This window comes from Kineococcus sp. DHX-1, assembly GCF_042473625.1.
GTDB lineage: Bacteria > Actinomycetota > Actinomycetes > Actinomycetales > Kineococcaceae > Kineococcus.
Window position 1 is genome coordinate 98,400 of record NZ_CP170445.1, and the last position, 23,577, is coordinate 121,976.

At 74.3% G+C, this 23,577-nt stretch carries 22 protein-coding genes and 1 pseudogene; 15 read left to right on the plus strand and 8 right to left on the minus strand.

All coding sequences use genetic code 11. The features are described 5' to 3' along the window. Positions 1-2: 2 nt before the first annotated feature. Positions 3-1,433, minus strand: a complete 1,431-nt coding sequence (locus ACFEMC_RS00390; protein ID WP_380172509.1) for a sensor histidine kinase — start codon at positions 1,431-1,433, stop codon at positions 3-5. 77 nt (positions 1,434-1,510) lie between these two features. Between ACFEMC_RS00390 and ACFEMC_RS00395 the strand changes: the two genes are divergently transcribed. Genes ACFEMC_RS00395 through ACFEMC_RS00405 form a run of 3 tightly spaced genes read left to right on the plus strand, consistent with a single transcriptional unit; the run spans position 1,511 to position 4,202 of the window. Further along, complete coding sequence (locus ACFEMC_RS00395; RefSeq protein WP_380172511.1) at positions 1,511-2,140, plus strand: DedA family protein; 630 nt, start codon at positions 1,511-1,513, stop codon at positions 2,138-2,140. A gap of 29 nt (positions 2,141-2,169) precedes the next feature. Continuing rightward, the gene (locus tag ACFEMC_RS00400; protein ID WP_380172513.1) at positions 2,170-3,012 is read left to right on the plus strand and encodes an undecaprenyl-diphosphate phosphatase; all 843 of its coding nucleotides are present in this window, start codon (positions 2,170-2,172) and stop codon (positions 3,010-3,012) included. A gap of 59 nt (positions 3,013-3,071) precedes the next feature. Then, the gene (locus ACFEMC_RS00405; RefSeq protein ID WP_380172515.1) at positions 3,072-4,202 is read left to right on the plus strand and encodes a hypothetical protein; all 1,131 of its coding nucleotides are present in this window, start codon (positions 3,072-3,074) and stop codon (positions 4,200-4,202) included. Here the strand turns inward: ACFEMC_RS00405 and ACFEMC_RS00410 are convergent. Genes ACFEMC_RS00410 through ACFEMC_RS00420 form a run of 3 tightly spaced genes read right to left on the minus strand, consistent with a single transcriptional unit; the run spans position 4,184 to position 8,138 of the window. Continuing rightward, a complete protein-coding gene (locus ACFEMC_RS00410; RefSeq protein ID WP_380172517.1) occupies positions 4,184-4,636 on the minus strand; it encodes a hypothetical protein in 453 nt (150 codons plus the stop codon). The genes ACFEMC_RS00405 and ACFEMC_RS00410 overlap by 19 nt on opposite strands. Further along, on the minus strand, positions 4,633-6,618 hold the full coding sequence (locus tag ACFEMC_RS00415) for a primary-amine oxidase (RefSeq protein WP_380172519.1): 1,986 nt from the start codon (positions 6,616-6,618) through the stop codon (positions 4,633-4,635). Before ACFEMC_RS00415 ends, ACFEMC_RS00410 begins: the two co-directional genes overlap by 4 nt. Then, positions 6,615-8,138, minus strand: a complete 1,524-nt coding sequence (locus ACFEMC_RS00420; protein WP_380172521.1) for an APC family permease — start codon at positions 8,136-8,138, stop codon at positions 6,615-6,617. Before ACFEMC_RS00420 ends, ACFEMC_RS00415 begins: the two co-directional genes overlap by 4 nt. A gap of 204 nt (positions 8,139-8,342) precedes the next feature. Between ACFEMC_RS00420 and ACFEMC_RS00425 the strand changes: the two genes are divergently transcribed. The 3 genes from ACFEMC_RS00425 (at position 8,343) to ACFEMC_RS00435 (ending at position 11,688) form a co-directional block, all read left to right on the plus strand. Continuing rightward, positions 8,343-9,788 carry an APC family permease gene (locus ACFEMC_RS00425; RefSeq protein ID WP_380172523.1) on the plus strand — a complete coding sequence of 482 codons (1,446 nt, stop codon included), beginning with the start codon at positions 8,343-8,345 and terminating at the stop codon, positions 9,786-9,788. 18 nt (positions 9,789-9,806) lie between these two features. Beyond that, entirely contained in the window at positions 9,807-10,415 is a 609-nt protein-coding gene (locus tag ACFEMC_RS00430; RefSeq protein ID WP_380172525.1) for a helix-turn-helix domain-containing protein, read from the plus strand. 157 nt (positions 10,416-10,572) lie between these two features. Further along, positions 10,573-11,688: a diguanylate cyclase gene (locus ACFEMC_RS00435; RefSeq protein WP_380172527.1), complete on the plus strand. Its 1,116-nt coding sequence runs from the start codon at positions 10,573-10,575 to the stop codon at positions 11,686-11,688. A gap of 288 nt (positions 11,689-11,976) precedes the next feature. On the opposite strand, the gene ACFEMC_RS00440 is transcribed toward ACFEMC_RS00435, so the two are convergent. Then, the gene (locus ACFEMC_RS00440) at positions 11,977-12,555 is read right to left on the minus strand and encodes a TetR/AcrR family transcriptional regulator (RefSeq protein WP_380172530.1); all 579 of its coding nucleotides are present in this window, start codon (positions 12,553-12,555) and stop codon (positions 11,977-11,979) included. 61 nt (positions 12,556-12,616) lie between these two features. Between ACFEMC_RS00440 and ACFEMC_RS00445 the strand changes: the two genes are divergently transcribed. The 4 genes from ACFEMC_RS00445 to ACFEMC_RS00460 all read left to right on the plus strand — a co-directional run bounded on the left by ACFEMC_RS00445 (position 12,617) and on the right by ACFEMC_RS00460 (position 16,528). Further along, on the plus strand, positions 12,617-13,486 hold the full coding sequence (locus tag ACFEMC_RS00445) for an oxidoreductase (RefSeq protein ID WP_380172532.1): 870 nt from the start codon (positions 12,617-12,619) through the stop codon (positions 13,484-13,486). A 143-nt stretch (positions 13,487-13,629) separates the two neighbouring features. Next, positions 13,630-15,183: a methyl-accepting chemotaxis protein gene (locus tag ACFEMC_RS00450; protein ID WP_380172535.1), complete on the plus strand. Its 1,554-nt coding sequence runs from the start codon at positions 13,630-13,632 to the stop codon at positions 15,181-15,183. 54 nt (positions 15,184-15,237) lie between these two features. Next, positions 15,238-16,209, plus strand: a complete 972-nt coding sequence (gene glpX, locus ACFEMC_RS00455; protein ID WP_380172537.1) for a class II fructose-bisphosphatase — start codon at positions 15,238-15,240, stop codon at positions 16,207-16,209. A 10-nt stretch (positions 16,210-16,219) separates the two neighbouring features. Further along, on the plus strand, positions 16,220-16,528 hold the full coding sequence (locus tag ACFEMC_RS00460; RefSeq protein WP_380172540.1) for a TfoX/Sxy family protein: 309 nt from the start codon (positions 16,220-16,222) through the stop codon (positions 16,526-16,528). Here ACFEMC_RS00460 and ACFEMC_RS00465 read toward each other — a convergent pair. Next, positions 16,516-17,583, minus strand: coding sequence for a winged helix DNA-binding domain-containing protein (locus tag ACFEMC_RS00465; RefSeq protein WP_380172542.1), 1,068 nt, complete (start codon positions 17,581-17,583; stop codon positions 16,516-16,518). The two genes, ACFEMC_RS00460 and ACFEMC_RS00465, sit on opposite strands and share 13 nt — an antisense overlap. A 40-nt stretch (positions 17,584-17,623) precedes the next feature. Continuing rightward, positions 17,624-18,379 (minus strand): sulfite exporter TauE/SafE family protein, encoded by a 756-nt coding sequence (locus tag ACFEMC_RS00470; protein ID WP_380172544.1) that lies wholly within the window; start codon positions 18,377-18,379, stop codon positions 17,624-17,626. A 32-nt stretch (positions 18,380-18,411) separates the two neighbouring features. Between ACFEMC_RS00470 and ACFEMC_RS00475 the strand changes: the two genes are divergently transcribed. The 3 genes from ACFEMC_RS00475 to ACFEMC_RS00485 are packed head-to-tail and all read left to right on the plus strand — an operon-like array spanning position 18,412 to position 21,355. Continuing rightward, positions 18,412-19,761: a DNA polymerase IV gene (locus ACFEMC_RS00475; protein ID WP_380172546.1), complete on the plus strand. Its 1,350-nt coding sequence runs from the start codon at positions 18,412-18,414 to the stop codon at positions 19,759-19,761. Beyond that, complete coding sequence (locus tag ACFEMC_RS00480) at positions 19,758-20,600, plus strand: AlkA N-terminal domain-containing protein (RefSeq protein WP_380172548.1); 843 nt, start codon at positions 19,758-19,760, stop codon at positions 20,598-20,600. Before ACFEMC_RS00475 ends, ACFEMC_RS00480 begins: the two co-directional genes overlap by 4 nt. A gap of 20 nt (positions 20,601-20,620) precedes the next feature. Further along, positions 20,621-21,355 carry an SDR family oxidoreductase gene (locus ACFEMC_RS00485; protein WP_380172550.1) on the plus strand — a complete coding sequence of 245 codons (735 nt, stop codon included), beginning with the start codon at positions 20,621-20,623 and terminating at the stop codon, positions 21,353-21,355. Here ACFEMC_RS00485 and ACFEMC_RS00490 read toward each other — a convergent pair. Continuing rightward, on the minus strand, positions 21,313-22,461 hold the full coding sequence (locus ACFEMC_RS00490) for a diguanylate cyclase (RefSeq protein WP_380172552.1): 1,149 nt from the start codon (positions 22,459-22,461) through the stop codon (positions 21,313-21,315). The two genes, ACFEMC_RS00485 and ACFEMC_RS00490, sit on opposite strands and share 43 nt — an antisense overlap. A gap of 143 nt (positions 22,462-22,604) precedes the next feature. On the opposite strand from ACFEMC_RS00490, the pseudogene ACFEMC_RS00495 reads away from it, so the two are divergent. Continuing rightward, positions 22,605-23,159: pseudogene (locus ACFEMC_RS00495) on the plus strand (GrpB family protein); the annotation flags it as partial. A 3-nt stretch (positions 23,160-23,162) separates the two neighbouring features. Beyond that, positions 23,163-23,573, plus strand: coding sequence for a low molecular weight phosphatase family protein (locus tag ACFEMC_RS00500; protein WP_380176918.1), 411 nt, complete (start codon positions 23,163-23,165; stop codon positions 23,571-23,573). Positions 23,574-23,577 lie beyond the last annotated feature (4 nt).

The following is a 23,577-nucleotide window of genomic DNA, read 5'->3' on the forward strand; positions in this document are numbered from 1 at the left end:
CCTCAGTCCGAGGGCAGGGGAGCCAGGGGCAGCTCCACCCGGAAGCTCGTCCCTGGCGCCCCGCCCTCGGGGTCCTCGACGCGCACGGTCCCCCCGTGCGCCGTGACGACGTCGCGGACGACGGCCAGCCCCAGCCCGCTGCCGCCCGCGTCCCGCGTGCGGCTCTCGTCGAGCCGCACGAACCGGTCGAAGATCCGTTCCCGGTCGGCGACGGGCACCGGGGCGCCGTCGTTCGTCACGACGAGGACCGCCTGGGACCCGTTGCGGCGCAATTCGACCGCGACCGACGAGCGGGCGTGGCGGACCGCGTTGTCGACGAGGTTGCGCAGCACCCGCGCCAGCGCCGAGGCGTCCCCGAGGACCCGCGCCGGTTCCCGGTGCAGGGCCACGTCCAGGCCCGTCGTCCCGCGCAGCCGACGGTGCTCGTCGGTGACGAGGTCGTCGAGGTCGACCTCCTCCCGTTCCGGCTCCGCGAGGGTCCCCGCCCGGCCGCGCTCGTCGAGCCGGGCCAGCAGGAGCAGGTCCGACACCAGCCGGTCCAGGCGCTGCGCCTCCCCCCGGACGAGCCGCGCGAGGTCGGCCGGGTCGGCGCGTTCCGGTTGCGTGAGCGCGATGTCGGCCGCCGCCCGCAGCGTCGCGACGGGACTGCGCAGTTCGTGGCTGGCGTCGGAGACGAACTGCCGCCGGACGGCCTCCCCGCCCTCCAGCCGGTCGAGCATCGCGTTCATCGTCGTCGCGAGCCGGGCCACCTCGTCCTGCCCGGGGGGCCGCGGCACCCGCTCGGACAGGTCGCGGTGGCTGATGCCCTCCACCGTCCGGCGGATCCGCGTGACCGGGCGCAGCGCGCGCCCCACGAACACGTACGTCGCGAACCCCACCGCGAGCAGCAGCAGCGGACCCGCGACGGCCAGCCCGGCGGCCGCGGCGTGCAGCGTGTCCTCCCCGGTGCCGAGGGACTGCGCCACGAACACCGTGGACCGTTCGCCGTCGACGTGCCCCGACAGGCTCGTCACGAGGTAGGCGTCGTCGTCGAACGGCAGCCGGACCTTCTCGTGGTCCGTCCCGGTCGGCACCGTCGCCGGGTCCAGCAGCGGTGCGGCGCCCCGCAGGTCCGCGCTGGAGGCGACCACGTTCCCGTCGGCGTCCAAGAGCTGCACCGCGGCCCGTCGGCGCGCCGCCGCGTCGATCGCCGCCTGCAGGTCCTCGCGGTCCACCTGCGCCAGCGCCTGGACGGACTGCGCCGTGGCGAGGTTCGACGCCTCCAGCGACTGGCGCAGGTCGTCGCGCAGCAGGAGCAGCAGCAGCCCACCGGCGGCCAGGACGACGAGCGCCTGCACCAGCACCGCGGCCACCGTCGACCTCACCTGGACGCCCGCACCGCGCCACCGGGCCACCACCCGGTCGCGCACCCGTTCGAGGTTCCCGTTCCGCACCCGCCCAGCATCGACCCTCCACCGGACCGGCACGCCGGTTCAGCTGACGTTCAGCCACCGACTGCCACAGTGTCCGCGTGGGTTCCGCTGTGCACGAGTTCCTCTCGGCCCTCCTCGGGGTGCCGGGCGGCTGGTTGCTGGCCGCGGTCGGCGCGCTCGTCTTCGTCGAGGACGCGCTGTTCGTCGGGTTCGTCGTCCCGGGGGAGACCGCGGCCGTCGTCGCCGGCGCGGCCGCCAGCCTCGGGCGCGCCCCGCTCACCACGACCCTGCTCGTGGTGGCCGCCGCGGCCGTGGCGGGCGACTCCGTCGGGTACCTCGTGGGCCGGCGCTACGGCGACCGCCTCCTGTCCGTCCGGCCCCTGCGCCGGCACGCGGCAGCGTTGGACCGGGGGCGCCGGCTCGTCCGCGACCGCGGCGGCGTCGCGGTGTTCCTCGGCCGCTTCACCGCGTTCCTGCGGGCGGTGACACCGGCGCTCGCGGGCGCCTCGCGGATGCCGTACCGCCGCTTCGCGCTGTGGAACGTCGTCGGGGGACTGGTGTGGTCGGCGGCGGCCGTCCTCGTCGGCTGGACGGCGGGGACGTCCTACGCGAGGGCCGCGCACACCCTGGGGCAGGGCAGCGCCGTCGTCGTGGCGGTCGTGGTCGGTGCGGCGCTCGCGGTCCTGCTCGCCCGTCGCCGGCGCGCCCGGTCACCGCGGAACTCCTGAGACGTCCACCGGAAGGAACGGGGAAACACGTGCAGTTGTGGCAGGCCGTCGTGCTCGGCATCGTGGAGGGGCTCACCGAGTTCCTCCCGGTCTCCAGCACCGGGCACCTCACCATCGTCGAGAAGCTGCTGGGCCTGCGCGTCGACGACGCCGGCACCACCGCCTTCACCGCGATCATCCAGTTCGGGGCGATCATCGCCGTCATCGGGTTCTTCCGCCGCGACATCGCCCGGCTCTTCCTGGCGTGGGTGGGCGGCCTGCGGAACTCCGCCGAACGGGGGACGGACTACCGCCTCGCCTGGTGCGTCGTCGTCGGGTCGGTGCCGGTGGGCCTGGTCGGGTTCCTCGCCAAGGACCTCGTGGCCGGCCCGCTGCGCTCGCTGTGGGTCGTGGCGTTCGCGCTCATCGGGTGGAGCGCCGTCATGGTGGCCGCGGAGACGTACGCCGCCCGGCGGGCGGACCAGCGCGGGGAGGGGACCGTCACGCTCAAGGACGCGCTCACCATCGGTGTCGTGCAGTGCCTCTCGCTCGTGCCGGGCGTGTCCCGTTCCGGGGCGACCATCAGCGCCGGGTTGTTCCGCGGCCTCGACCGCGTCACCGCGACGCGGTTGTCGTTCTTCATGTCGATCCCCGCGCTGACCGCCGCCGGCCTGTACGAGGGGGTCTCGGCGGGGAACGACGTGTCCCGCACGGTCGGCTGGGGCGCCACCGCCGTCGGCACCCTCGTGAGCCTCGTCGTCGCCTACGCCTCGATCGCGTGGCTGCTGCGGTTCGTGGCCCACCACCGGATCAGCGTCTTCGCCGGGTACCGCGTCGGGCTCGGTGTGGTGCTCCTGGCGCTGCTGGGGACCGGGACGTTGTCCGCGGTCTGATCGGCGCGCACCCACCCGCGGTCCAGCCGGTCCCCAGCCGGACCTGGTGCCCTGGAGACGTGACCCAACTGCAGGAACCCTCGGCGCTCGACGCCCCGCCCGTCCCCCGACGGCGGCGGCGCGGGCGCTGGGTCGCTCTGGGCGTGGTCTGCGTCCTGGCCGTCCCGGGGGTCTCCTTCGGACGGGCGATGGTCGCTCCCGGCGCCGCACCGGCCTCCGTGCGGGCGGTGGAGTGGGTCCGCGACCACGGCGGCGCACACCTCGTCGACCTCGCCGAGAACTGGTGGTTCTCCCGCCACGTCCCGCACGGAGCGGTCCCCGCCGTCCGGGGTCCGGAGGTGCCGGCCGGGGCCCCGGGTGCGCCTCCCGTCGTCCGGGGGGCGGTCACGGAGTCGACCGCCGAGGGGCGCTGGACCGCGGGACGGGTGGGGTCCGACGGGCTCCCCGCGCTCTACACGACGTGGTTCCGGCCGGACGCCGCCGACCCCGGGGTCGTCGCCGCGGCTGCGTGGATCCGCGCCGGCAGCTACCGGGCGCACCTCGTCGCGGGGACGAAGGAACCGGACACGGGCTCATGGCCGGGGGACGCGCGGGTCGCGCCGGGCGACGTGCCGAACCTCCTGGCGACCTTCAACGCGGGCTTCAAGTTCCACGACACCCCGGGCGGCTTCTTCGAGGACGGGCGGTCCAGCCGTCCCCTCGTCGACGGTCTGGCCACGGCCACCATCAGCGGTTCGGGTGCGCTGCAGGTGGGGGCGTTGGGGTCCGAGGTCTCCCTCGGCGCCGGGACGACCGAGGCCCGCCAGAACCTGCACCTCGTCGTCGACGACGGGGCCCCCGTGCCGGGTCTGGCCGCCAACGGGTCCGGCCGGTGGGGGACGGCCCACAACCAGGGCCAGTACACGTGGCGCTCGGGGCTGGGCGTCGACGCCGCCGGTGACCTCGTCTACGTGGCGGGGAACGGGTTCGACCTCGTGCACCTCGCCGACGCCCTCGTCGAGGCCGGAGCGGTCCGCGGCATGGAACTCGACATGCACAGCGGCATGGTGTCGTTCTCGAGCTGGGTTCCCGCACCGGCGGGGTCGAAGGAACCGGTCGAACCGGCGAAGCTGCTGCCGGACATGACGCGGGAGGCGGACCGCTACCTCGCCCCCGACCAGCGGGACTTCTTCTACCTCACCGTCGACTGAGCCTCCCGGCGCAGGAGCAGCGCCAAGCAGCCGACGACCTGGGCGAGCGTGAGGAGCGAGACCGCGGCGAGCGCGACGTCGCCGGACGGGCCCGGGAGTCCGAGCGCCGTGGCGTGGGTCGCGTGGCCGGCCGGGGCGACCAGGCCCGGCGACGCGGTGGCCGGCGTGGCCAGCAGCGCCGCGTGGACCAGGAGCACCGCACCGCCCACGGCGGCCACCGTCGTCCAGGTCCGCGGCGACGGTGCCCGCCACAGGTGACCCGCGCACGGCAGGCAGACCAGCGACATCACGAGCAGCACCCCCGCCAGCGGCAGCGACGATCCGGCGTGCGCGACGGCGAGCGGCACGTGCAGGACGGCGGCGGCCGCCCCGGCCACCGCGACGCCCCGGGAGACCCGCAGGTCCCGGGACGTCGCGGTGCGGACCCTGCTCACGCGCCGCAGCACCCACCCGCCGGAGCGTCGTGGCTGTTCCGCGCCACGGGCACGCCCAGTGCGGGGTTGCGGTCGAAGAACCCGACGGGCTTGAGGGTGAACCCCGCGTAGTCCACGGGCATGACCGGCCAGTCCTCCGGACGCGGGAAGTGGGTCAGACCGAACGTGTGCCACAGGACGAGGTCCTGGCCGTCGAGGTCGCGGTCGCCCTCGACGAACGCCGGCAACCCGGCGCCGCCGGGGTTCTGGTTGACGAAGTCCCCCGCGGGGTAGCGCTCCTCGCTGTCGTACTGCGTCACCCACAGGTGCTTCGTCCCGAACGTCGCCCGGTCGTGCACCACCGACGTGTCGTCGGCCAGCAGCAGCGGCTGGTGCTCGGGGTGCAGCGCGTACCCCGTGGGCTGCCCGAGGGCGTTCGTCTTCTCGGTGTTCAGCACGTGCCAGACGCGCCCCGCGGCCCCGTTCGCCTCCCGCTGGGCGACGGCTTCGCTCGTCAGCCGGGTGGCGCGGCGACCGAAGGCGTTGCCCCACGCGTTGCCCTCACCCCGCGGGACACGGACGGCGTCGACCTCCTCGACCGCGTTGCTCAGCCCGTCGACCATCATGTCCAGTCGCGCCGAGAACAGGTGCTGGTGGAACGGCGCCGCCAGGCCCGGGGCGATCTCGGTGGAGAACTCCAGACCGCCCTCGGGGTAGGCCGCCGTGAAGACGACCCCGGTGGCCTTGGCCTCCAGCTCGATGGTCCCGTCGAGGTAGAGGTACCAGTAGAACCCGTAGTCGTAGTTCCCGATCGTGGTGAAGAACGAGATGACGAGGCGGCGCTGGCGGCGCGTCTCGTCCATGCCGTTGAACATGTCGGAGTGCTTCCACAGCACCCCGTAGTCCTCCTCGTGCAGGCAGATCGCGTTCTGCACGGTCTTGGGGTGACCGGTCTCGTCGGCCAGGACCGCGTCGAAGTAGTGGATCTCCCCGAGGCAGTCGCACCCCAGCGCCAGGGAGTTCACGAACCGGCCGAACAGGTACTCGCCGGTGTCGAAGTAGTTCTGCCAGAACCGCACGGGGGAGGGGTCGGCGTAGGGGACGACCATCTCGGCGATGGAGGCGCGGTAGACGACGTCGCGCTGCACGCTCGGGTCCGGTCCGGTGTGGTCGGCCACCGAGAGCTGGTGCAGCGTCAGGCCCTCGCGCGCGTCGAAGCCGACGCGGACCTTCCAGCCCTGCCAGCTGATCACGTCGCCGTCCACGGAGAAGCTCGTGCCCTCGGGCTGGGTGATGACGATGGGCTTGAGGTCGGTCCGTTCGGCCTGCGCGTGCGGCGCCTCGTCCCAGTTCCCGCTCTGGCGGGGGATCTCGAACCGCTGGTGGTCCAGGACGTGCAGGACGCGGCCGGCGGACAGGTCGACGTAGGCGACGACCCCGTCGACGGGGTGTGCCCACGGCAGCGACGACGGGTCGGGCTGGGCGAAGGCGAAGACGCGCAGGATGCGCGCGGCGCCGGGGTCCGTGGCGGGGATGTCGTCGTAGTGGCCGGCGGACAGCGGGACCGTCACGACGTCCGCGGGGTCCAGTCCCCGCGCGGCCAGCGCCTCGACCCACCGCTGGTCGGCGCGCAGGATCGGGTCGATCGCCGCGAACTCCTCCTCCAGGATCGGCAGGTGCCCCTCGACGGCCCCCTCGACCGTGCGGTCGGAGACGACCTCGCCCTGCGAGAGGGACAGCCGCACGTCGCGGCCGACGCCCGTGGCGGTGTCCAGCAGCAGCGCGCGGACGGTGCGCTCGACCGGGTCACCGGGGGTGAAGGCGAGCACGGCGGCCTTCGGGGGTTCCAGCAGCCCGAGGTAGGCGAACCGCGTCGTGGGGGTGAGCGTGGGTCCCAGGAGTTCTCGCGCCGCGTCGACCTCGGCCGCGGTGAGGCGGTCGAGGGGGTGCGTGGGGCCCGTGGTGACGAGCAGGTCGGTGGTGGGCGTCTCGAGCAGGCTCATGCGGGGTCCTCGCTGTTCGGTGCGGTGTGCGGGGTGGAGCGGATCTGGTGCGGGACGGCCGGTTCGGCGGCGTCGAGCTGCGCCTCGAAGGCGGCCACGGCCAGCGGGTCCGCGCTGGGCTTCAGGACGCCGACCAGCGGCCCGACGAGGTAGGAGGCGACGATGAGGACGAGGAAGACCGCTCCGACGGTCCAACCGCCGACGAGCAGACCGAAGTTCGCGGCCGTCAGGTACGCGGCCACCAGCAGTCCGACGACGCCGATGACGGGCGCGACCTTCGTGTTCCACAGGCGCGCGTCGACACGGGTGCGGGCGAAGAACACCAGCACCGCGATGCAGGTCAGCAGCATGAGGAGGATGAACCCGAGCGTCGCGATGCCCGACATCCAGGTGTAGACCTGCAGGACCGGGTCGAGCCCGGCCGCGACGAAGGCGACGACGAGGACGACCGAGGCGCCCGTCTGCAGCAGCGACGCGGTGTGCGGGGAGTGGTGCCGCGCGTGCGAACGGCCCCAGAACCGGGGGAGCACGCCGGTGTTCGCCATCGAGAACACGTACCGGTTGACGACGTTGTGGAAGGACAGGACGCAGGCGAACAGGCTGGTCAGCAGCAGCGCCTGGACGACGTCCCCGGCCGCCACGCCGACGAAGTCCGAGGCGGTCTGCACGACCATGCCCTCGGGGTCGGCCGCGGCCTCGGTGACGGCCCCGGTGTCGCCCCAGGCCGAGACGACCGCCCAGGCCGAGAGGGTGTAGAAGACGCCGATCACGGCGAGCGAGGCGTAGGTCGCGCGCGGGATCGTCCGGTCCGGGTCGCGCGCCTCGTCGCGGAACACCGCGGTGCACTCGAAACCGATGAACCCGGCCAGGGCGAACATCAGGCCGATGCCGGGCGCCCCGGAGGCGATGCCCGAGGGCGTGAGCGAGGCCGTGGAGAAACCCTCGGGGCCACCGCCGGACAGCACCACCCCCGCGTCGACGACGAGCACGATGCCGATCTCGGCGATCAGCAGGACCCCCAGGACCTTGCTGGACAGGTCGATGTGGCGGTAGCCGAGGAACCCGACGACGGCGATGGCCAGGCCCGTCCACACCCACCACGGCAGGTCCGGCCCGCCGAGGTCGTCGGACACGACCCCGCCGAGCGCGGCGCCCAGGTAGCCGTACACCGCGGCCTGGATCGTCTGGTACGTCAGCAGGGCCAGGAAGGAACCGCCCAGGCCGTGCAGGCGGCCGAGCCCGGCGGCGATGTACGTGTAGAACGCACCGGCGTTCGGGACGTACCGCGTCATGGCCACGAAACCCACGGCGAAGAAGAACAGGACGACCGAACCCACGGCGTACATCGCGGGGAACCCCGCGCCGTTGCCGATCGTGATGCCGAGGGGAACGCTCCCGCCGACGACCGTCAGCGGCGCGGCGGCGGCCACGACCATGAAGACGATCGAGCCGACGCCGAGACGGCCGGACAGGCGGCGCGCTTGCGCCGGTGCTTCCGTGGTGCTCGCGGTGGACGCCATGACGCTCCTCCGTGCAGGGGACCGGGCGGCCGGTCGCCGCCCCGCCAGCGATCCTGCTCCCGTCCGGTTTCCGTCGTGTTGCTCCCGTGTGACGGACGATCTCCTCGACCGGGACAGGGTCGCACGACGGTGTCCCGTTCCGCGGCGACGAGCCGAAACCCCCGCGCAACACGCGTGAAACACCGGCCCGGCACCGTTCGCCGGGTGACGGTGCCCGCCCTGCGCTCGGTGTCCCCCGTCGCCGGCCTGCGGCGCCGGCGGCTCGGGCCGCTGGAGGTGCTGGCCCAGTCCGTCGCCGCGACCGCGCCCGCGGCGGCGATGGCCACCTCGCCCGGGCAGGCGTTCTCCCTCGCCGGGGCGCCGCCGTCCGCCCTGGCCTACCTCGTCGCCACGGTGCTCGTCCTCCTCGTGAGTTCCTGCGTCGGGCAGTTCACCCGCCGCATGGTCGCCCCCGGATCGCTCTACTCGTTCACGGCCAAGGGGCTGGGCGGTACCGCCGCCACCGTCGCGGGCGGGTTCCTCGTCGTCGGCTACGGGTTCCTCGTCGCGGGCGCCCTGACCGGTGCGGCCACGTCCGGGACGGGGCTGCTGCAGCGGGTGGTCCCCCCGGGTACGGCCGGGACTGGCCTCGAGGTGGGGGTCCTCGCCGCGCTGGGCCTCCTCGTCGCGGGCGCCGCGGTGCGAGGTGCCGGCGTCTCGGCACGGCTCGGGCTGGCCCTGGAACTGCTCTCGATCTCGGTGGTCCTCGTCGTGCTGGGCGTGGTCGTCACCGTGTCCGTGGGCCGCGACGGCGCGTCCGACCTCGCGACCCTCGCGGGCGGGGTAGGCCACCCGTTCGGGCCCGGCGGCCAGGGGTTGCTGCTGGCCGTCACCGCCTTCGTCGGGTTCGAGAGCGCCGGCTCGCTCGCCACGGAGAGCCGCCGGCCGCTGGCCGTCGTGCCCCGGGCGGTGCGGTGGACGGCGATCGTCTCCGGGGTCCTCTACGTGCTGGCCGCCGGGGCGCAGTCCGTCGTCTTCGCCGCCTCCCCCGGGGCGGGGGTCGCACCCCTTCCGCTGGCGGCGGCGGTCGAGGTGCTCAGCGGCCCGTCGCTGGCCGCCGTCCTCGAGGTCGGCATCCTCACGTCGTTCGTGGGCTGCGCGTCGGCCTCGCTCACCGCCCTGGTGCGGTTGCTCTTCACCATGGGACGCGAGGGGGTGGTGCCTCGGTCCTGGGGGGTCACCGGCCGGTTCGGGACGCCCGCCGTCGCGGTGGTGGTGGCGAGCGTGGTGGCCGTCGTCGTCCCCGCCGCGGTCCTGCTGGCCGGTGCGCCGGCCGGGGACGTGCTGCGCGGGCTGCTGGTCGTCGGGACGTGCGGCTACGTCGGCGGGTACGTGCTCGTGTGCGCCGCGGCCCCGGCGTTCCTGGGCCGCATCGGCGAGCTGACCGCGGGGCCGGTCGTCGTCGCGGTGGTCGCCACGGGGTCGCTCGTCGCCGTCCTGGCCGCGTGCATCGCGTGGTCCGTCGCGGCGGGTGGGGGCTGGGTGCTGGCGGCGACCGCCCTCGTCGGCCTGTCCGTGGTGCGGGCGTTCGCCCTGCGGTGGCGTCGTCCGGCGCTGGTCGCGGGTGTCGGTCTGTACGACGAGACGCGGCGGCAGGACGTGCTGTCGTGACGGGCCGGTGAGGTCGCGGTGGCCGATCTGACCGGGCGCCAGCCGAAGGCCGTGACGTCGGCCCTGGACCTGCTGGAGGCCGTCGCCCGGGCCGGGCCGGGGGTGACGGCAGCCGAGCTCGCGGAGGTCACGGGGTTGCCGCGCGCGACCGCCTACCGGTTGCTGAACCTCCTCGTGGCCGAGGAGCACGTCGTGCGGCTGCCGGACCTGTCCGGGTTCGCGCTCGGAGCGCGCGTGCAGGGGCTCGTCGAGCTGGCGGCCCCCGTCCGCGTCGTGGCGGCCGCTCGCGTGGAACTCGAACGGCTCCGGTCCGGGGTGCGGGCCGGTGTCCACCTCTGCGTCGCGCGGGGAGGGGTCCCGCGCCTGGCCGACGCCGATCCCGACGTCCCGCCCGCGACCGACCCCGCGCGCTGCGACCTCGTCCTGGCGGTCCTGCAGGGCGAGGACGAGGCGAGGGGTGAGGCCTCGCCGGGCGTCGAGGGTTTCGCGGTCGCCGTGCGGGGGTCGACGCGGGACGTCGTGGGTGCGCTGCTGGCGACCGCCCCGGTCACCTCCGTCTCGAGGGTGGAGACGTTCTCGGACCGGGTGCGCCGGACCGCGGAGGCGCTCGGTCCCCTCCTGGCCTGAGGGCGTCGGACGGTCCTCCTCCTGCCCTCCGACCGGAGGCCGAACGGCTCCACGGCGTGACGCGGGACACCTGAGCCACCGGTGGCACGGGCGGCGCACTGGGCTGTCCGGGCCACCCGTCCTCGTGTCGGTGTCACCCGCTGCCGATCACGTGTCCGTGGGGGGACGTGCAGCAGCCGCGGACCGCGGGCTCGGCGCCGCGGCCCTCGACGACCCCGTCCCCTCGCTGCGCGCCAGCCAGGTCTTCATGGTCCTGTGCGCCCCCGCGCTGCTCGTGCTGGCGCTCGCGGTCGTGTTCGTCGTCCCCGAGGTGCTGCGGCCGGGGGCCGGGCCCGTCGTGCTCGGCGCGGGGGTCCTGGCGCAGCCCGTGGCGTTGCTGGCCGTCGTCCGGCACCGCCGCACCGGACGGCCGCAGGGTTGGTGGTCGGTGTGGGCGACGGGGCTCATCGCCGTCCTGACGGCGTGCGTGGCGGACGAGGCGTTCCGCCAGACGGCCGTCACCGCCCTCGTCGTCGGTCCGCTCTACGCCGCGATGTTCTGCAGCGCCCGCTCGATGCTCGGGCACCTCGCCCTGGCCCTCGTCGTCGCGACCGGTCTCGTGGTCGACCTCCCGGGAGACCCCCTGGTGCGTGCGTCGCGGGTCGTGGCCGTCGACATGGTGCTCGCCCTCACGGTCGCCGGCCTGTTCGCGCTGCGGGCCCGGCTCGACGCCGCGGTGGCGCGCGCGGTGGCCGCCCGAGACCGGGCCGACGTCCTCGCCGCCCGCGACCCCCTGACCGGGCTCCTGAACCGGCGAGGGCTCCGCACGGCCCTGGCCGTCCGTCCCCCGGGGGCGTTGGGCGCCGTGCTGCTGGACATCGACCACTTCAAGCGGGTCAACGACTCCCTGGGTCACGGGGCCGGCGACGAGGTCCTCTTGCGCGTGGCCGGTGTGCTCGCCGCCACGGTGCGCTCGGAGGACCTGCTCGCCCGCATCGGCGGGGAGGAGTTCTTCGTGCTCGTCCCGGGCCGGCGGCCGCACGAGGTGGCCGCCCTCGCCGAACGGCTCCGGGCCGCGGTCGCCGACGACGGCGGCCTGCCGCCCGTGACCGTCAGCGCCGGGGTCGCGGTCGGACCGGTTCCCGACGCGGACCCGGCCGCCGTGGACTCAGCCGGGCCGGACGTCGTCGACGCCCTGTACGCACGCGCCGACCGGCTCCTCTACCGCGCCAAGCAGGAGGGCCGGAACCGCGTCTGCAGCGAGACGTCGACCCGGGGGGCGCGACCGGCCTGACGACACGTCGCACCCGGGGATCCCGGTGACGGCCCCAGTGCCGTGTCGTGGATGACCAGGGGATGCGCACAGGACGCGGGACGACCGGGTGTTCCCCACGGGGGCGGGGGGATGCACCCCACGAGCTGTTGCGTTGCGTTCCACCACCCACCACGTCTCATCACGTGTCAGGACGTCACACAGCGTCCGACCGAGGACGCACCCGTCCGGCATCCCTCGACGATCCGCGCCGCGCGCCGTGGCCTGCTGGCCGCGGGCCGGGTGGGTGGCCGTGCCGCTGGCGGTGGATCACGTGCCGTCCACCACCAGCAGGCGGACCGCCTCCTCGACGAGGCCCTCCCCCCGGTCCGCGGTGACCCGTCGGGACGTGACGAGGGCGGCGATCCCCTGCAGCGCCGCCACGAACAGGAGCTTCGTCCGTTCCTTCTCGACGCTGCGGAACCGTCCGGCTTCGAAGTCCGCGTCGAAGAGCTCGTCGAAGGTCGCGAACAGGCGACCGGCCGCGGCCGCCGTCGTGGGTGAACCGGTCTTCGTCGAGAACATGAGGTCCATGAGGGCGGCGTCGGTGACGGCGAACTGCACGTAGGTCGTCGCGACGGCGCGCAGGCGGGCGGGCAGGTCGCCGGGGAACGCGCCGCCGGCGGCGGCGACGTCCTCGGTGAGCCGCGAGAACCCCCGCTCGGCCAGGGCGTCCAGCAGGGCCCGCCGGTCGACGAAGTGGCTGCGCGGGGCTCCGTGACTGACCCCGGCCCGCCGGGCCAGGTCGCGCAGGGACAGCTCGTCGACGCCGTGCTCGCGCAGGGTGCGCTCCGCCTCGTCCAGCAGCACCGCGCGGAGGTTGCCGTGGTGGAAGGACTGCCGGGTCACGCCGAAAACCTACACGGAAGTAGACGTTGCCTAGGAAGTAGACACCGCCTAGTCTGGCGACATGCCTCGCTCCCACGCCCCCGCGGTGCCCGACCTGTCGACCCGCACCGCCATCGTCACCGGGGGCGGCGGTGGCATCGGCGCGGCCACGGCGCGGGTCCTGGCCGCGCGCGGTGCCCGGGTCGTCCTCGCCGTCCGCGACCTCGAGAAGGGGGCTCGGGCCGCGGCCGGGATGCCCGGCCGGGTCGAGGTCCGGCGCCTCGACCTCGCCGACCTCGCCTCGGTGCGCGCCTTCGCGCGGGCCTGGGACGACCCGCTGGACCTGCTCGTCAACAACGCGGGCGTCTCGGTCCCGGACCGGCAGCGGACCGTGGACGGGTTCGAGCTGCAGTTCGGCACGAACCACCTCGGGCCGTTCGCCCTGACGAACCTGCTGCTGCCGCACGTGACCGGCCGGGTCGTCTCCCTCTCCTCCCAGGCCGAACGGGCCGCCCGGCTCGACCCCGACGACCCGGGCGGCGACCGTGGGCCGTACCGGGAGTCGCGGGCCTACGCGGGCTCCAAGCTCGCGGCCCTGCTCTTCACCGGTGAACTGCAGCGGCGGTTGGCGGCCGTCGGCTCCCCGGTCCTGGCCACCGCCGCCCACCCGGGGTACGTCGCCACGGGCATGACGACGGGTGGGGGCAGACTCGCCCGGTTCGCCGTCCGCCACCTCGCGCAGAGCCCCGACGAGGGCGCGCTCCCCGTCCTGCTCGCCGCCACCGGTGACGTGCCGCCGGGCGCCTTCACCGGCCCGGAGCGCGCCCTGCACATGCGCGGCGGTGCGATGCTCATCGGCCGCTCCCGGCGCGCCGCGGACCCGGAGCTGGCCCGCCGGCTCTGGACGGTGTCCGAGGAGATGACGGGCGTCCGCTTCCCACTGGGCGGCTGACGTCCGACGTGGCGCCCGTCACTCCACCGGTGAAACGTTCAGGGTTCCGACCGTTGCGTCGATGAAACCGCGGGTCCTCGAAGCGCGGGGTCCCCTGGGGAGGTTCGAGGTAGTCCATGTCGGCTCGTCTGCGTGATCTGCGCGTGTCCACGAAGCTCGTCGCCGGGTTCGGCGTCGTCGTGCTGCTGCTGGTGTTCACCACCGGGTTCGCCGCCCTGCGGCTGCGGGCCGCGCAGGACAACCTCGACAACCTCTCCGCCTCCGGCGTCGCCTCCGTCGCGGCCGCCGGCCACCTGGAGACGTCCTTCGGCACCGTCCGCGAGGACCTGCTGCGCGCCTCGCTGCCCGGCGCCGACGTCAAGGCGGCCCTGTCCACCCTCGACGCCGACCAGGCCGCGCTCGACCAGGCGTGGACGACCTACCAGGGCACCTCGCCCTCGGCCACGGCCGCACAGCAGTCCGCCTACACGACGGGTCTGACGGCGTACCGCGCTGCGGTGCAGCAGTTCATCAGCCTGGGCACCTCCTCGGGTCAGGCCGCCGCCGCCGCCTTCGGCGCCCAGAACATCGCGCCCGCCGCGAAGCAGACGAAGGCCGCCCTCATCGAGCTGACCACGGCGGAATCCGCCGCCGCGACCGCCATGGCCGCCCAGGGCGGGCGGGACTACCACCGCAACCTCGTCGCGCTCCTCGTCGTCGCGGCGCTCGCCGTGGCCCTGGCCGTCGTGCTGGCGCTGTCCATCGCGCGGTCGATCTCCCGTCCCCTGGCCCAGACGCTCGAGGTGGTCGAGGGCCTCGCGCAGGGCCGGCTGGACCGCCGCGTCCCGAACCCGGGCCGGGACGAGGTCGGCCGCCTGGCCGCGGCCACCAACGACTCCATGGACACCCTGACGACGCTGCTGCGGGACGTCACGTCCACCGCCGGCGACCTCACCTCCTCCTCCCGGCAGCTGACCGGCGTGGCGTCGCAGTTGTCCTCCGGCGCTGCGGAATCCGCCTCGCAGTCGCAGGTCGTCTCGGCCGCGACCGAGGAGATCAGCGCGAACATCGGCACCGTCGCCGCGGCGGGCGAGGAGATGACCTCGGCCATCCGCGAGATCGCCACGTCGACCGCGCAGGCGTCGGAGACCGCGGCGACCGCCGTGGCCGCCGCGCAGGACGCCGGCGAGACGATCGAGCGCCTCGGAGCCTCCAGCCGCGAGATCGGCGACGTCGTCAAGCTCATCACCTCCATCGCCGAGCAGACGAACCTGCTGGCCCTGAACGCGACCATCGAGGCCGCCCGCGCCGGGGACGCCGGCAAGGGGTTCGCCGTCGTGGCCGGGGAGGTCAAGGAACTCGCGCAGCAGACCGCCCGGGCGACCGAGGAGATCGTCGCCAAGGTGAACGCCACGCAGGCCGACGCCGGGGCGGCCACCGGGGTCATCGCGCAGATCGCCGACGTCATCGCCCAGATCGACGGGCTGCAGGCCACCATCGCCGCGGCCGTGGAGCAGCAGTCGGCCACGACGAGCGAGATGGTCCGCAACGTGACGGAAGTCTCGACCGGCTCGCAGGAGATCGCCGCGAACATCACCGGCATCGCCCACGCCGCCGGCCAGACCACCGACAGCGCAGCGCACACCGCGGCGACGGCGGAGGAGGTGTCCCGCGCGGCGGGGCGGCTCAGCGACCTCGTGGCGGGCTTCCGCTTCTGAGTCGTCCTGCATCACCGGTTCGGGCCGGGGGCCGGGACGGGCATGATGGTTGCCATGAGCAGCCTGCGCACCACGCCCGACCGGAACCTGGCCCTCGAACTCGTCCGGGCGACGGAGGCCGCCGCGATCCGCGCCACGCCGTTCATCGGTCGCGGGGACAAGAACGGTGCGGACGGTGCCGCCGTCGACGCGATGCGCGAGTTCCTCGGCACCGTCGACTTCGCCGGCGTCGTGGTCATCGGCGAGGGCGAGAAGGACGAGGCGCCCATGCTGTTCAACGGCGAGGAGGTCGGCACCGGGAACGGCCCGGCCTGCGACATCGCCGTCGACCCCATCGACGGGACCTCGCTCACCGCCCTCGGGCGGCGGAACGCGATCTCGATGATCGCGGCGGCGGACCGCGGCGCCATGCTCGACGCCCACACGGTGTTCTACATGGAGAAGATCGTCACCGGCCCCGAGGGCGTCGGTGTCGTCGACCTCCGTCAGCCCATCGGCGAGAACATCCGGGCGCTGGCCAGGGCCAAGGGCAAGGACGTCGAGGAGATCTCCGTCGGCGTCCTGGACCGCCCCCGCCACGAGCAGCTCATCGCCGACATCCGCGCGGCCGGTGCCGGGACGCGCCTCCTGCTCGACGGCGACGTCGCCGGCGGCATCGACGCGGCCTCCTACGAGGGTCGTCTCGACATGTGCGTCGGTGTCGGCGGCAGCCCCGAGGGCGTCGCCACGGCGTGCGCCATCAAGGCCCTGGGTGGGCTCATCCAGGCCCGGCTCGCCCCCAAGACCGACGACGAGCGCCAGCAGGGCACCGACGCCGGGTTGAAGTTCGACCACGTCTACACCGCCGACGAACTGGTCAAGGGCGACAACACGTTCTTCGTCGCGACGGGCGTGACCGACGGGAACCTCGTCGGCGGCGTCCGCCGGCTCGGGCCCGTCATCCGCACGGAGTCGATCGCGCTGCGGGCCCGCTCCGGCACCATCCGGCACATCCGGGCCGACCACCTCGTCGAGAAGTGGCTCTGAGGATCCGGTCGTGACGGCGCTCGAGCGGGTGCGGGAACTGCTGGCCGGCAGGGACGTCCGCGAGCGCCGCATGTTCGGCGGGACCTCGGTCGTGGTGGACGACCGGATGGTCCTCAGCGTGCGCGGCGACGGCAGCCTCCTGGTGAGGGTCGACCCGGAGCGGTCTGCCGACCTCGTGGCGCGTGAGGGAGCGGTCCGCGCCGAGATGGGCCCGGGCCGGGACATGGGACCGTCGTGGCTCGGCGTCCCCGCCTCGGACGACCGGGTGGAGTTCTGGCTCGGACTGGCGCTGGAGCACCACGCAGCTCAGTCGCGCTGATCGAGGCGTCCCGACGGCAGCGTCCGCGCCCGGCGGTCGACGGCCGCACGCCGGGTGGTGGACAGCTCGGTGAAGGGGACGACGTCGGGCCGGTCCCCGGCGCGGGTCCACGTCCCGACGACCTGGCCGGCCGCGACGAGCATGCCGCGGAAGACGCCGTTGCCGCCGGGCGCGACGCGCTCGGCGTGCTGCGGGGCCAGGACGGCGGACCGGTCGGCGTAGCCGAGCAGGAACTCGTCGAAACCGGGCAGCAGGTGCACGCCCCGGGCGGCGCTGCGGTGGGCCTCGACGAGGTCGGGCAGCCCGGGGTCGACGAGGTGCTCGACCCCCTCCACGTCGACGGTCTCGAACTCGGTGCGGACCGCCTCGAACCCGCGGCGGACGGTGCCCAGCGGCAGACCGGTCCAGAACGCGACGTCGGTCGCTGTCGTCGGCCCGTGCGAGCGCAGGTGCCGTCGCGTCCACTCCGCCAACGGGTCCGGCGGGAGGACACCCTCGGGCACCCAGGAGTCCAGGGGCACGAACAGCTGCTCGCGACCGGCGAGAGGGCCGAGGCAGAGGTCGGCCGTGAGGGCCAGGTGGTGCAGCAGGTGGTAGCCGCGTCCCCCGCTCGTGCCCTGCCCCGCGGCCTCGAAGGCGGCCAGCAGGTCCGCGCGGGTCGCCCCTGTCGGCGGGCAGTTCGTGCGGACGGTCGCGCGGGCGACGTCGAGGTCGGCGTCGGTGATGGCCAGTTGCTCGCGCCGGCGGCGGGTGGCGGTGATCGTCCGGGTCGCGCACAGCGCGAGCACCCAGCGCAGGTCGGCGGCGCGCACCAGGTGCAGGGTTCCGCGCATCGGCCAGGACCGGACGACCGTGCCGGCGTCGAGCGCTGCCGCGAGCCCGGCCGTCGTGCCCGGTCTCGTACGCAGGGCGACCGCCGTCGCGGCGGCGCGCAGGTCCTGGGCCTGGACCGCCCCGAGGTGCGTCACGACCGCCGCCGCGTCGTCGAGGGCGGGCACCACCCGTTGGGCGACGAGCCGCCACACCCCGACGTCCTGCCGCCGCAGCCGGATCACCGACCCAGCCTGCCGGATCGAGCGCCCCTGTGCGGCGGGTTCAGCGCAGCAGGTTCAGGCCCGAGACGACGGACAACCCCAGAACCCACTTCTCGAACGTCTTGATGTCCATCCGCTTGGCGACCCACCACCCGATGAGCGCACCCACGACGACCGCCGGGGCCAGTCGGAGGTCCAGCCAGAGCGAGTCCACGCTGATGAGGCCCAGCGCGACGCTGAAGGGCACCTTGAAGCAGTTGACGATGAAGAAGAACCAGGCGCCCGTGCCGAGGAACGACATGACGCCCAGGCCCATGGTGAACAGGTAGATCGACATGGGGGCGCCGCCGGCGTTGGCGACCATCGTCGTGAACCCCGCGAGGAACCCGAACCCCAGCGACGCCCACCGGCGCCGGCTCGGCGACATCGGCACGACGTCGGTGTTCTTGCGCAGCCGCCGTTGCCGCCAGACGTGGATCGCGACGAGGAGCACGAGCAGCACCCCGATGGACCGGCGCATGAACGTGTCGTCGACGACGCGCACGAAACCCGCACCCGCGACGACGCCGACCGCCACGTACGGGAAGAGCCGGACCAGCAGGCCCCAGTCGGCGTGCCGGCGGTAGATGGAGATGGCGAAGAGGTCACCGAGGATGAGCAGGGGCAGGATGATCCCCGTGGACTCCTTGGCGGGCAGGACGGCGGCGAAGATCGCGACGGCGATCGTGCCCGCCCCGCCGATCGACGTCTTGGAGAACCCGATGACCAGGGCCGCCAGGTACAGGGGGATGAGGTCAGTCGTCGCCAGGTCCAGCACCGGGGGAGCGTAACCGTGCACGGGTACCGGTCGTGACCGACCCGGCCGTCCCCGGGGTCATGCACCTCGACCTCGACGCGTTCTTCGCCGCCGTCGAGCAGCGGGACAAGCCGTCGTTGCGGGGCAAACCGGTGGTCGTCGGCGGGACCGGTGGCCGCGGCGTGGTGTCGACGGCGAGCTACGAGGCCCGCGCGTTCGGGATCGGCTCGGCGATGCCGACGGCCCGGGCCCGGCGGTTGTGCCCGAACGCCGCGTACCTCGGTGGCCGGTTCGAGGCCTACCGGGAGGTCTCCCGGCAGGTCATGGAACTGGCCCACCAGCTGTCGCCCCTCGTGGAGCCGTTGTCGCTCGACGAGGCGTTCGTCGACCTCTCCGCCGCCCACCCCGACCTCGACGTCGCGGCGGTCACCGACATCGCCGAGGACTTCCGGGCGGCCGTGCGGACCCGCACCGGCCTGACCGTGTCGGTGGGCGTGGGGGCCAGCAAGCTCGTCGCCAAGATAGCCTCGGACCTGCGCAAACCCGACGCGCTCGTCGTCGTGCCGCCCGCGGAGCAGGAGGAGCTGCTCGCACCGATGAGCGTGCGGACGATCCCCGGCGTGGGCGCCGTCACCGGTGACCGCCTCGTCCGGTCGGGGTTGAAGACGATCGGTGCGCTGGCGGCGGCGGACGAGGGGGAACTCGTCCGGATGCTGGGCAAGGCGCACGGCTCGGCCCTGCTGGCGTTCGCGCGCGGGATCGACCCGCGGCCGGTCGTGGCCGAGCGCGAGGCGAAGTCCGTCTCGGCGGAGGAGACGTTCGCCGTCGACCTCACCGACCGCCGCGACCTGGGGGAGCGGTTGCGGCGCATGGCGGACCGCGTCGCGGCGCGGCTCGCGGCGGCCGGGTTGTCGGGTCGGACGGTGACGGTCAAGGTGCGCCGGTACGACTTCTCGACGCTGAACCGCTCGCGCACCCTGGCGCACGCGACGAGTTCGGCGCGCGAGATCGTCCAGAACGCGACGGAACTGCTCGACGCGGTGGACGTCGCGGACGGGGTGCGGTTGCTGGGCGTCGGGGTCTCGGGGCTCAGCGAGTTCAGCCAGACCGACCTGCTGCACGAGCTGGAACCGGAGCCGGAGGACGTCACGACCACCGACGAGGACGAACCGCTGGAGTCGCCGCAGCCCTACGGCCCGCCCGCGGCCCTGGGGTGGCGGCCGGGGCAGGACGTGCGGCACGAGGAGTTCGGGGCCGGCTGGGTCCAGGGGTCGGGGGCCGGACGTGTCACCGTACGGTTCGAGGGTCCGCACACCCCCGTCGGACGGATCCGCACGTTCCGCGACGACGACTCCGCACTCGCCCCCGCCGACCCGCCCGTCTTCGACCCGGAGCACCCGTGAAACTGCCCGTCCCCGGCGGCTTGGCCGCCGAGCCGCTGCGGCGGTTCCTCCTCGCGCACGCCCTGCCGGGCGCCGAGACGCACGTCGACGGGGTGCACCGGCGGGTGTTCCGCACGAGCCACGGCCCGGTGGAGGCGTCCGTCGACCTCGGGAGGGGGGAGCGGTGCGACGTCGTCGAGCTCGACGGACCGCACCTGGAGGAGCTGGCCCCTGTCGTGCGGCGCTGGCTCGACCTCGACGGTCACCACGTGGAGGCCGAACGGCACCTGGCGCAGGACCCGCTGCTGGCGCCGCTCGTCGCGGCCACCCCCGGACTGCGGGTGCCCCGCGCGGTGTCCGGAGCCGAGACCGCGCTCCTCACGGTCCTGGGCCAGCAGGTCTCCCTCGCCGCCGCCCGCACGTTCGCCGGCCGGCTCGTCGCCGCGTACGGCGAGCCCGCGGACGCCCTGCGGGCCTTCCCCCGCCCGGACGTCCTGGCGGCGGCCGGAGCGGACGCGATCCGCGCCGTCACCGGGGTGACGGGAGCACGTGCCCGCACGCTGCACGTCCTCGCGCAGACCCTCGCCGACGGCCTGGACCTGGACACCGCCGGCGCCGTGGACCCGGCGACCGCGCACGCCGAACTCCTGGCCCTGCCGGGCATCGGCCCGTGGACGGCGGACTACGTGGCGCTGCGCGTCCTCGGCGACGACGACGCCTTCCTGCCCTCCGACCTCGTGCTGCGCCGCGCCCTCGGCCGGATCACCGCGCGCGAGGCGCTGGCCCGGGCCGAGACCTGGCGCCCCTGGCGCGGCTACGCCCTGCTGCACCTGTGGACCGCCGAGGTCTTCGTGGACTGAGCGTTCGCTACGGTGCGTCTGTGAAGGGAACCGTCGTCGTCACCGGTGGTAGTCGCGGCATCGGGGCGGCGGTGGTCCTCGCGCTCGCTGCGCGGGGTGTGCGGACGTGCTTCAGCTACTCGACCCACCGGGAGGCCGCGGACGTCGTCGCGGCCACGGCGGCCGACCTCGGCTCGCCCTCCGTCGCGGTCCAGGCGGACGTGTCCGTCGAGTCGGACGTCAAGCGGTTGTTCTCCGCCGCACAGGGTCTCGGGCCGGTGACCGGCCTCGTCAACAACGCGGGGATCACCGCTCCGCAGTCGAGGGTCGTCGACCTCGAGGTGGACCGGATCCGCCGACTCCTCGACGTCAACGTCGTGGGGGCGTTCCTCTGCGCCCGCGAGGCCGTCAAGCACCTCCGCGACGCGGGTGGCGGGACGATCGTCAACGTGTCCAGCCGGGCCGCGGTCCTCGGCAGCCCGGGGGAGTACGTCGACTACGCCGCCTCCAAGGCCGCGGTCGACACCCTCACGGTCGGGCTGGCGCAGGAGGTCGCGGCCGACGGCATCCGGGTCGTCGGCGTGCGGCCCGGGCTGATCCGCACCGACATCCACGCCGCCTCGGGCGAACCCGGCCGTGTCGAGCGCCTGCAGAAGACCGTCCCGATGGGCCGCGGCGGGGAGGCCGACGAGGTGGCCGAGGCCGTCGTCTGGTTGCTGTCGGACGCCGCGTCCTACGTCACGGGCACCACGCTGGACGTGTCCGGCGGCCGCTGAGACCCACCCGAGCGGGTGCGGTCGGTCTTGACCCGGTACATCTGCCGGTCGGCGTCGTGGAGCAGCTGTTCCAGGCCCACCGGACCGGGGCCGACGTGGTGGGCGATCCCGATGCTCGCGGAGATCCGGACGACGGCGACGCCCAGGTCGAACGGTTCCTCCAGGGCCTGCCTGGCCCGCCGGGCGAGGGCCTCGACCGTGGCGCGGTCGGTCCCGGTCACGAGCAGGGCGAACTCGTCCCCACCCAGGCGGGCGACGTGGTCCTGCGGTCGGAGGTGGGCCTGGAGCCGGTCGGTCGCCAGGCGCAGCAACCGGTCCCCCGCTGCGTGACCGTGGTCGTCGTTGACCGCCTTGAACAGGTCCAGGTCGACGTAGAGCATCGCGACCGTGCCGGGTTCCGCCGGCAGCGACGCGTGGGCGCGTTCCAGCCCCTTCCGGTTCAGCTGCCCGGTCAGCGGGTCGTGGGTGGCGGCGTGCAGCAGTTCGGCGTGACGGGCGCGGCGCACCCGTTCCAGCGCGGCAGCGCCGGCTTCACGCTCGGCGGCCAGCAGGGCGATGTTCAGGGTGGTCGCCACCGACACGACCAGCGCGGTGCCCGTGACCACCGTCCCGGCCGGGCCGGGGAGCAGGGTGGGCAGGTGTCCAGCAGACATCAGCCACTGCAGCACCGCGGTGTGCAGCACGGTCATCGCGGCACCGGCGCGCCACGCCCTCGGGCCGCTCCACTGCAGGTGCACGCTGGCGACGAGCACCGCGCACAGGGGCAAGAGGAAACCCATGCCCGTGGGGGCCAGGACGAGGGCGAACGAGGTGACCCCGACCCCGACGCGCAGCCACACGCGGTTGTCCAGGCGGCCACCGCCGAGGGCGCGTTGGACCGCCCCGGAACGGACCAGCACGACCGCGGGCCAGCCCAGGGCCTGCGTCCACCAGGGCGCCAGCACCGCCTCGGCGGGCAGCGCCCACCACATCGCGCTGACCACGACGAGGACGCCCAGCGCCGCGGCCCAGAGGCGCCAGCCCCGCGGTTCCAGCGCGCCGGCCGAGAACGGGAGCTCGGCGGGCAGGTCGTCGGCAGTGGGGAGGGCACGCGGAGTTGCGCTCACGGCGTGTGTCCCTCCTCCTCTCCCGGCAGTCCCGGCGGACCGGCCTCAGGAGGGGTTCGACCGGACCGGACCGTGTGTTGAGCCGCTGACGCCACGTTCACCCGCACGGCTGGACGCGGCCGGCGCCTTGGGACGATGGAGCCGTGAGCACCCGTCGCCCTCGCCGTCCGGACGTCACCGGGCTCGACCTGGTCGGCGGTCCCGAACCGCTGACCGTCACCCTCGCCGAGCACGACCCCCGCTGGGCGGACGCGTTCGCGGAGCACCGCGCGCGCATCCTCACCGCCCTCGCGGGGCAGGACGTGCAGGTGGAGCACATCGGGTCGACGTCGGTGCCCGGCCTCGCGGCCAAACCCGTCGTCGACCTCGTCGTGGTCGTGGACGACGTCACCGCCGAGGAGGACTACCTCGACCCGCTCCTGGCCGCCGGGTACGTGCTCCGCGTCCGGGAACCCGGGCACCGCCTGGTGCGCACCCCGGAACGCGACGTCCACGTGCACGTCTACGGTCACGGCGACCGCGCGGTCGAGGACTACCTGCTGCTGCGCGACCACCTGCGGCGCAACCAGTCCGACCGGAACCTCTACGAGTCGGTCAAGCGCGACCTCGTCGCGCGTCGGTGGGAGGACACGAACGACTACGCCGACGCCAAGACGGAGGTCATCTCCGCGATCAAGGAACGGGCGCGCTCTGCGCGGGGCATCCGTCGGGTCCTCTTCGTCTGCGTGCGGAACGGGGGGAAGTCGCAGATGGCGGCCGGACTGGCCCGACGCGCGTTCGGTGAGGCCGGACTCGAGACCACCGTGTCCTCGGCCGGGACCGCGGCCGGCACCACGCTGAACGCCCAGTCCGTCGAGTCGTTGCGCGAGGTCGGCGTCGACGTCACCGGCGAGGTTCCGCGCCAGCTCACCCAGGACGACGTGCGCTCCGCGGACCTCGTCGTGGTGCTCGGACCGCAGGCCCGGGTGGAACCCGTCGGGGGAACCACCGTCGAGGTCTGGGAGACCGACGAACCGTCCGAACGCGGCATCGAGGGGATCGAGCGGATGCGGCTCGTCCGCGACGACATCGCCGCCCAGGTCGGCGGGCTCGTCGAGCGGCTGCAGCGCTGAGGAA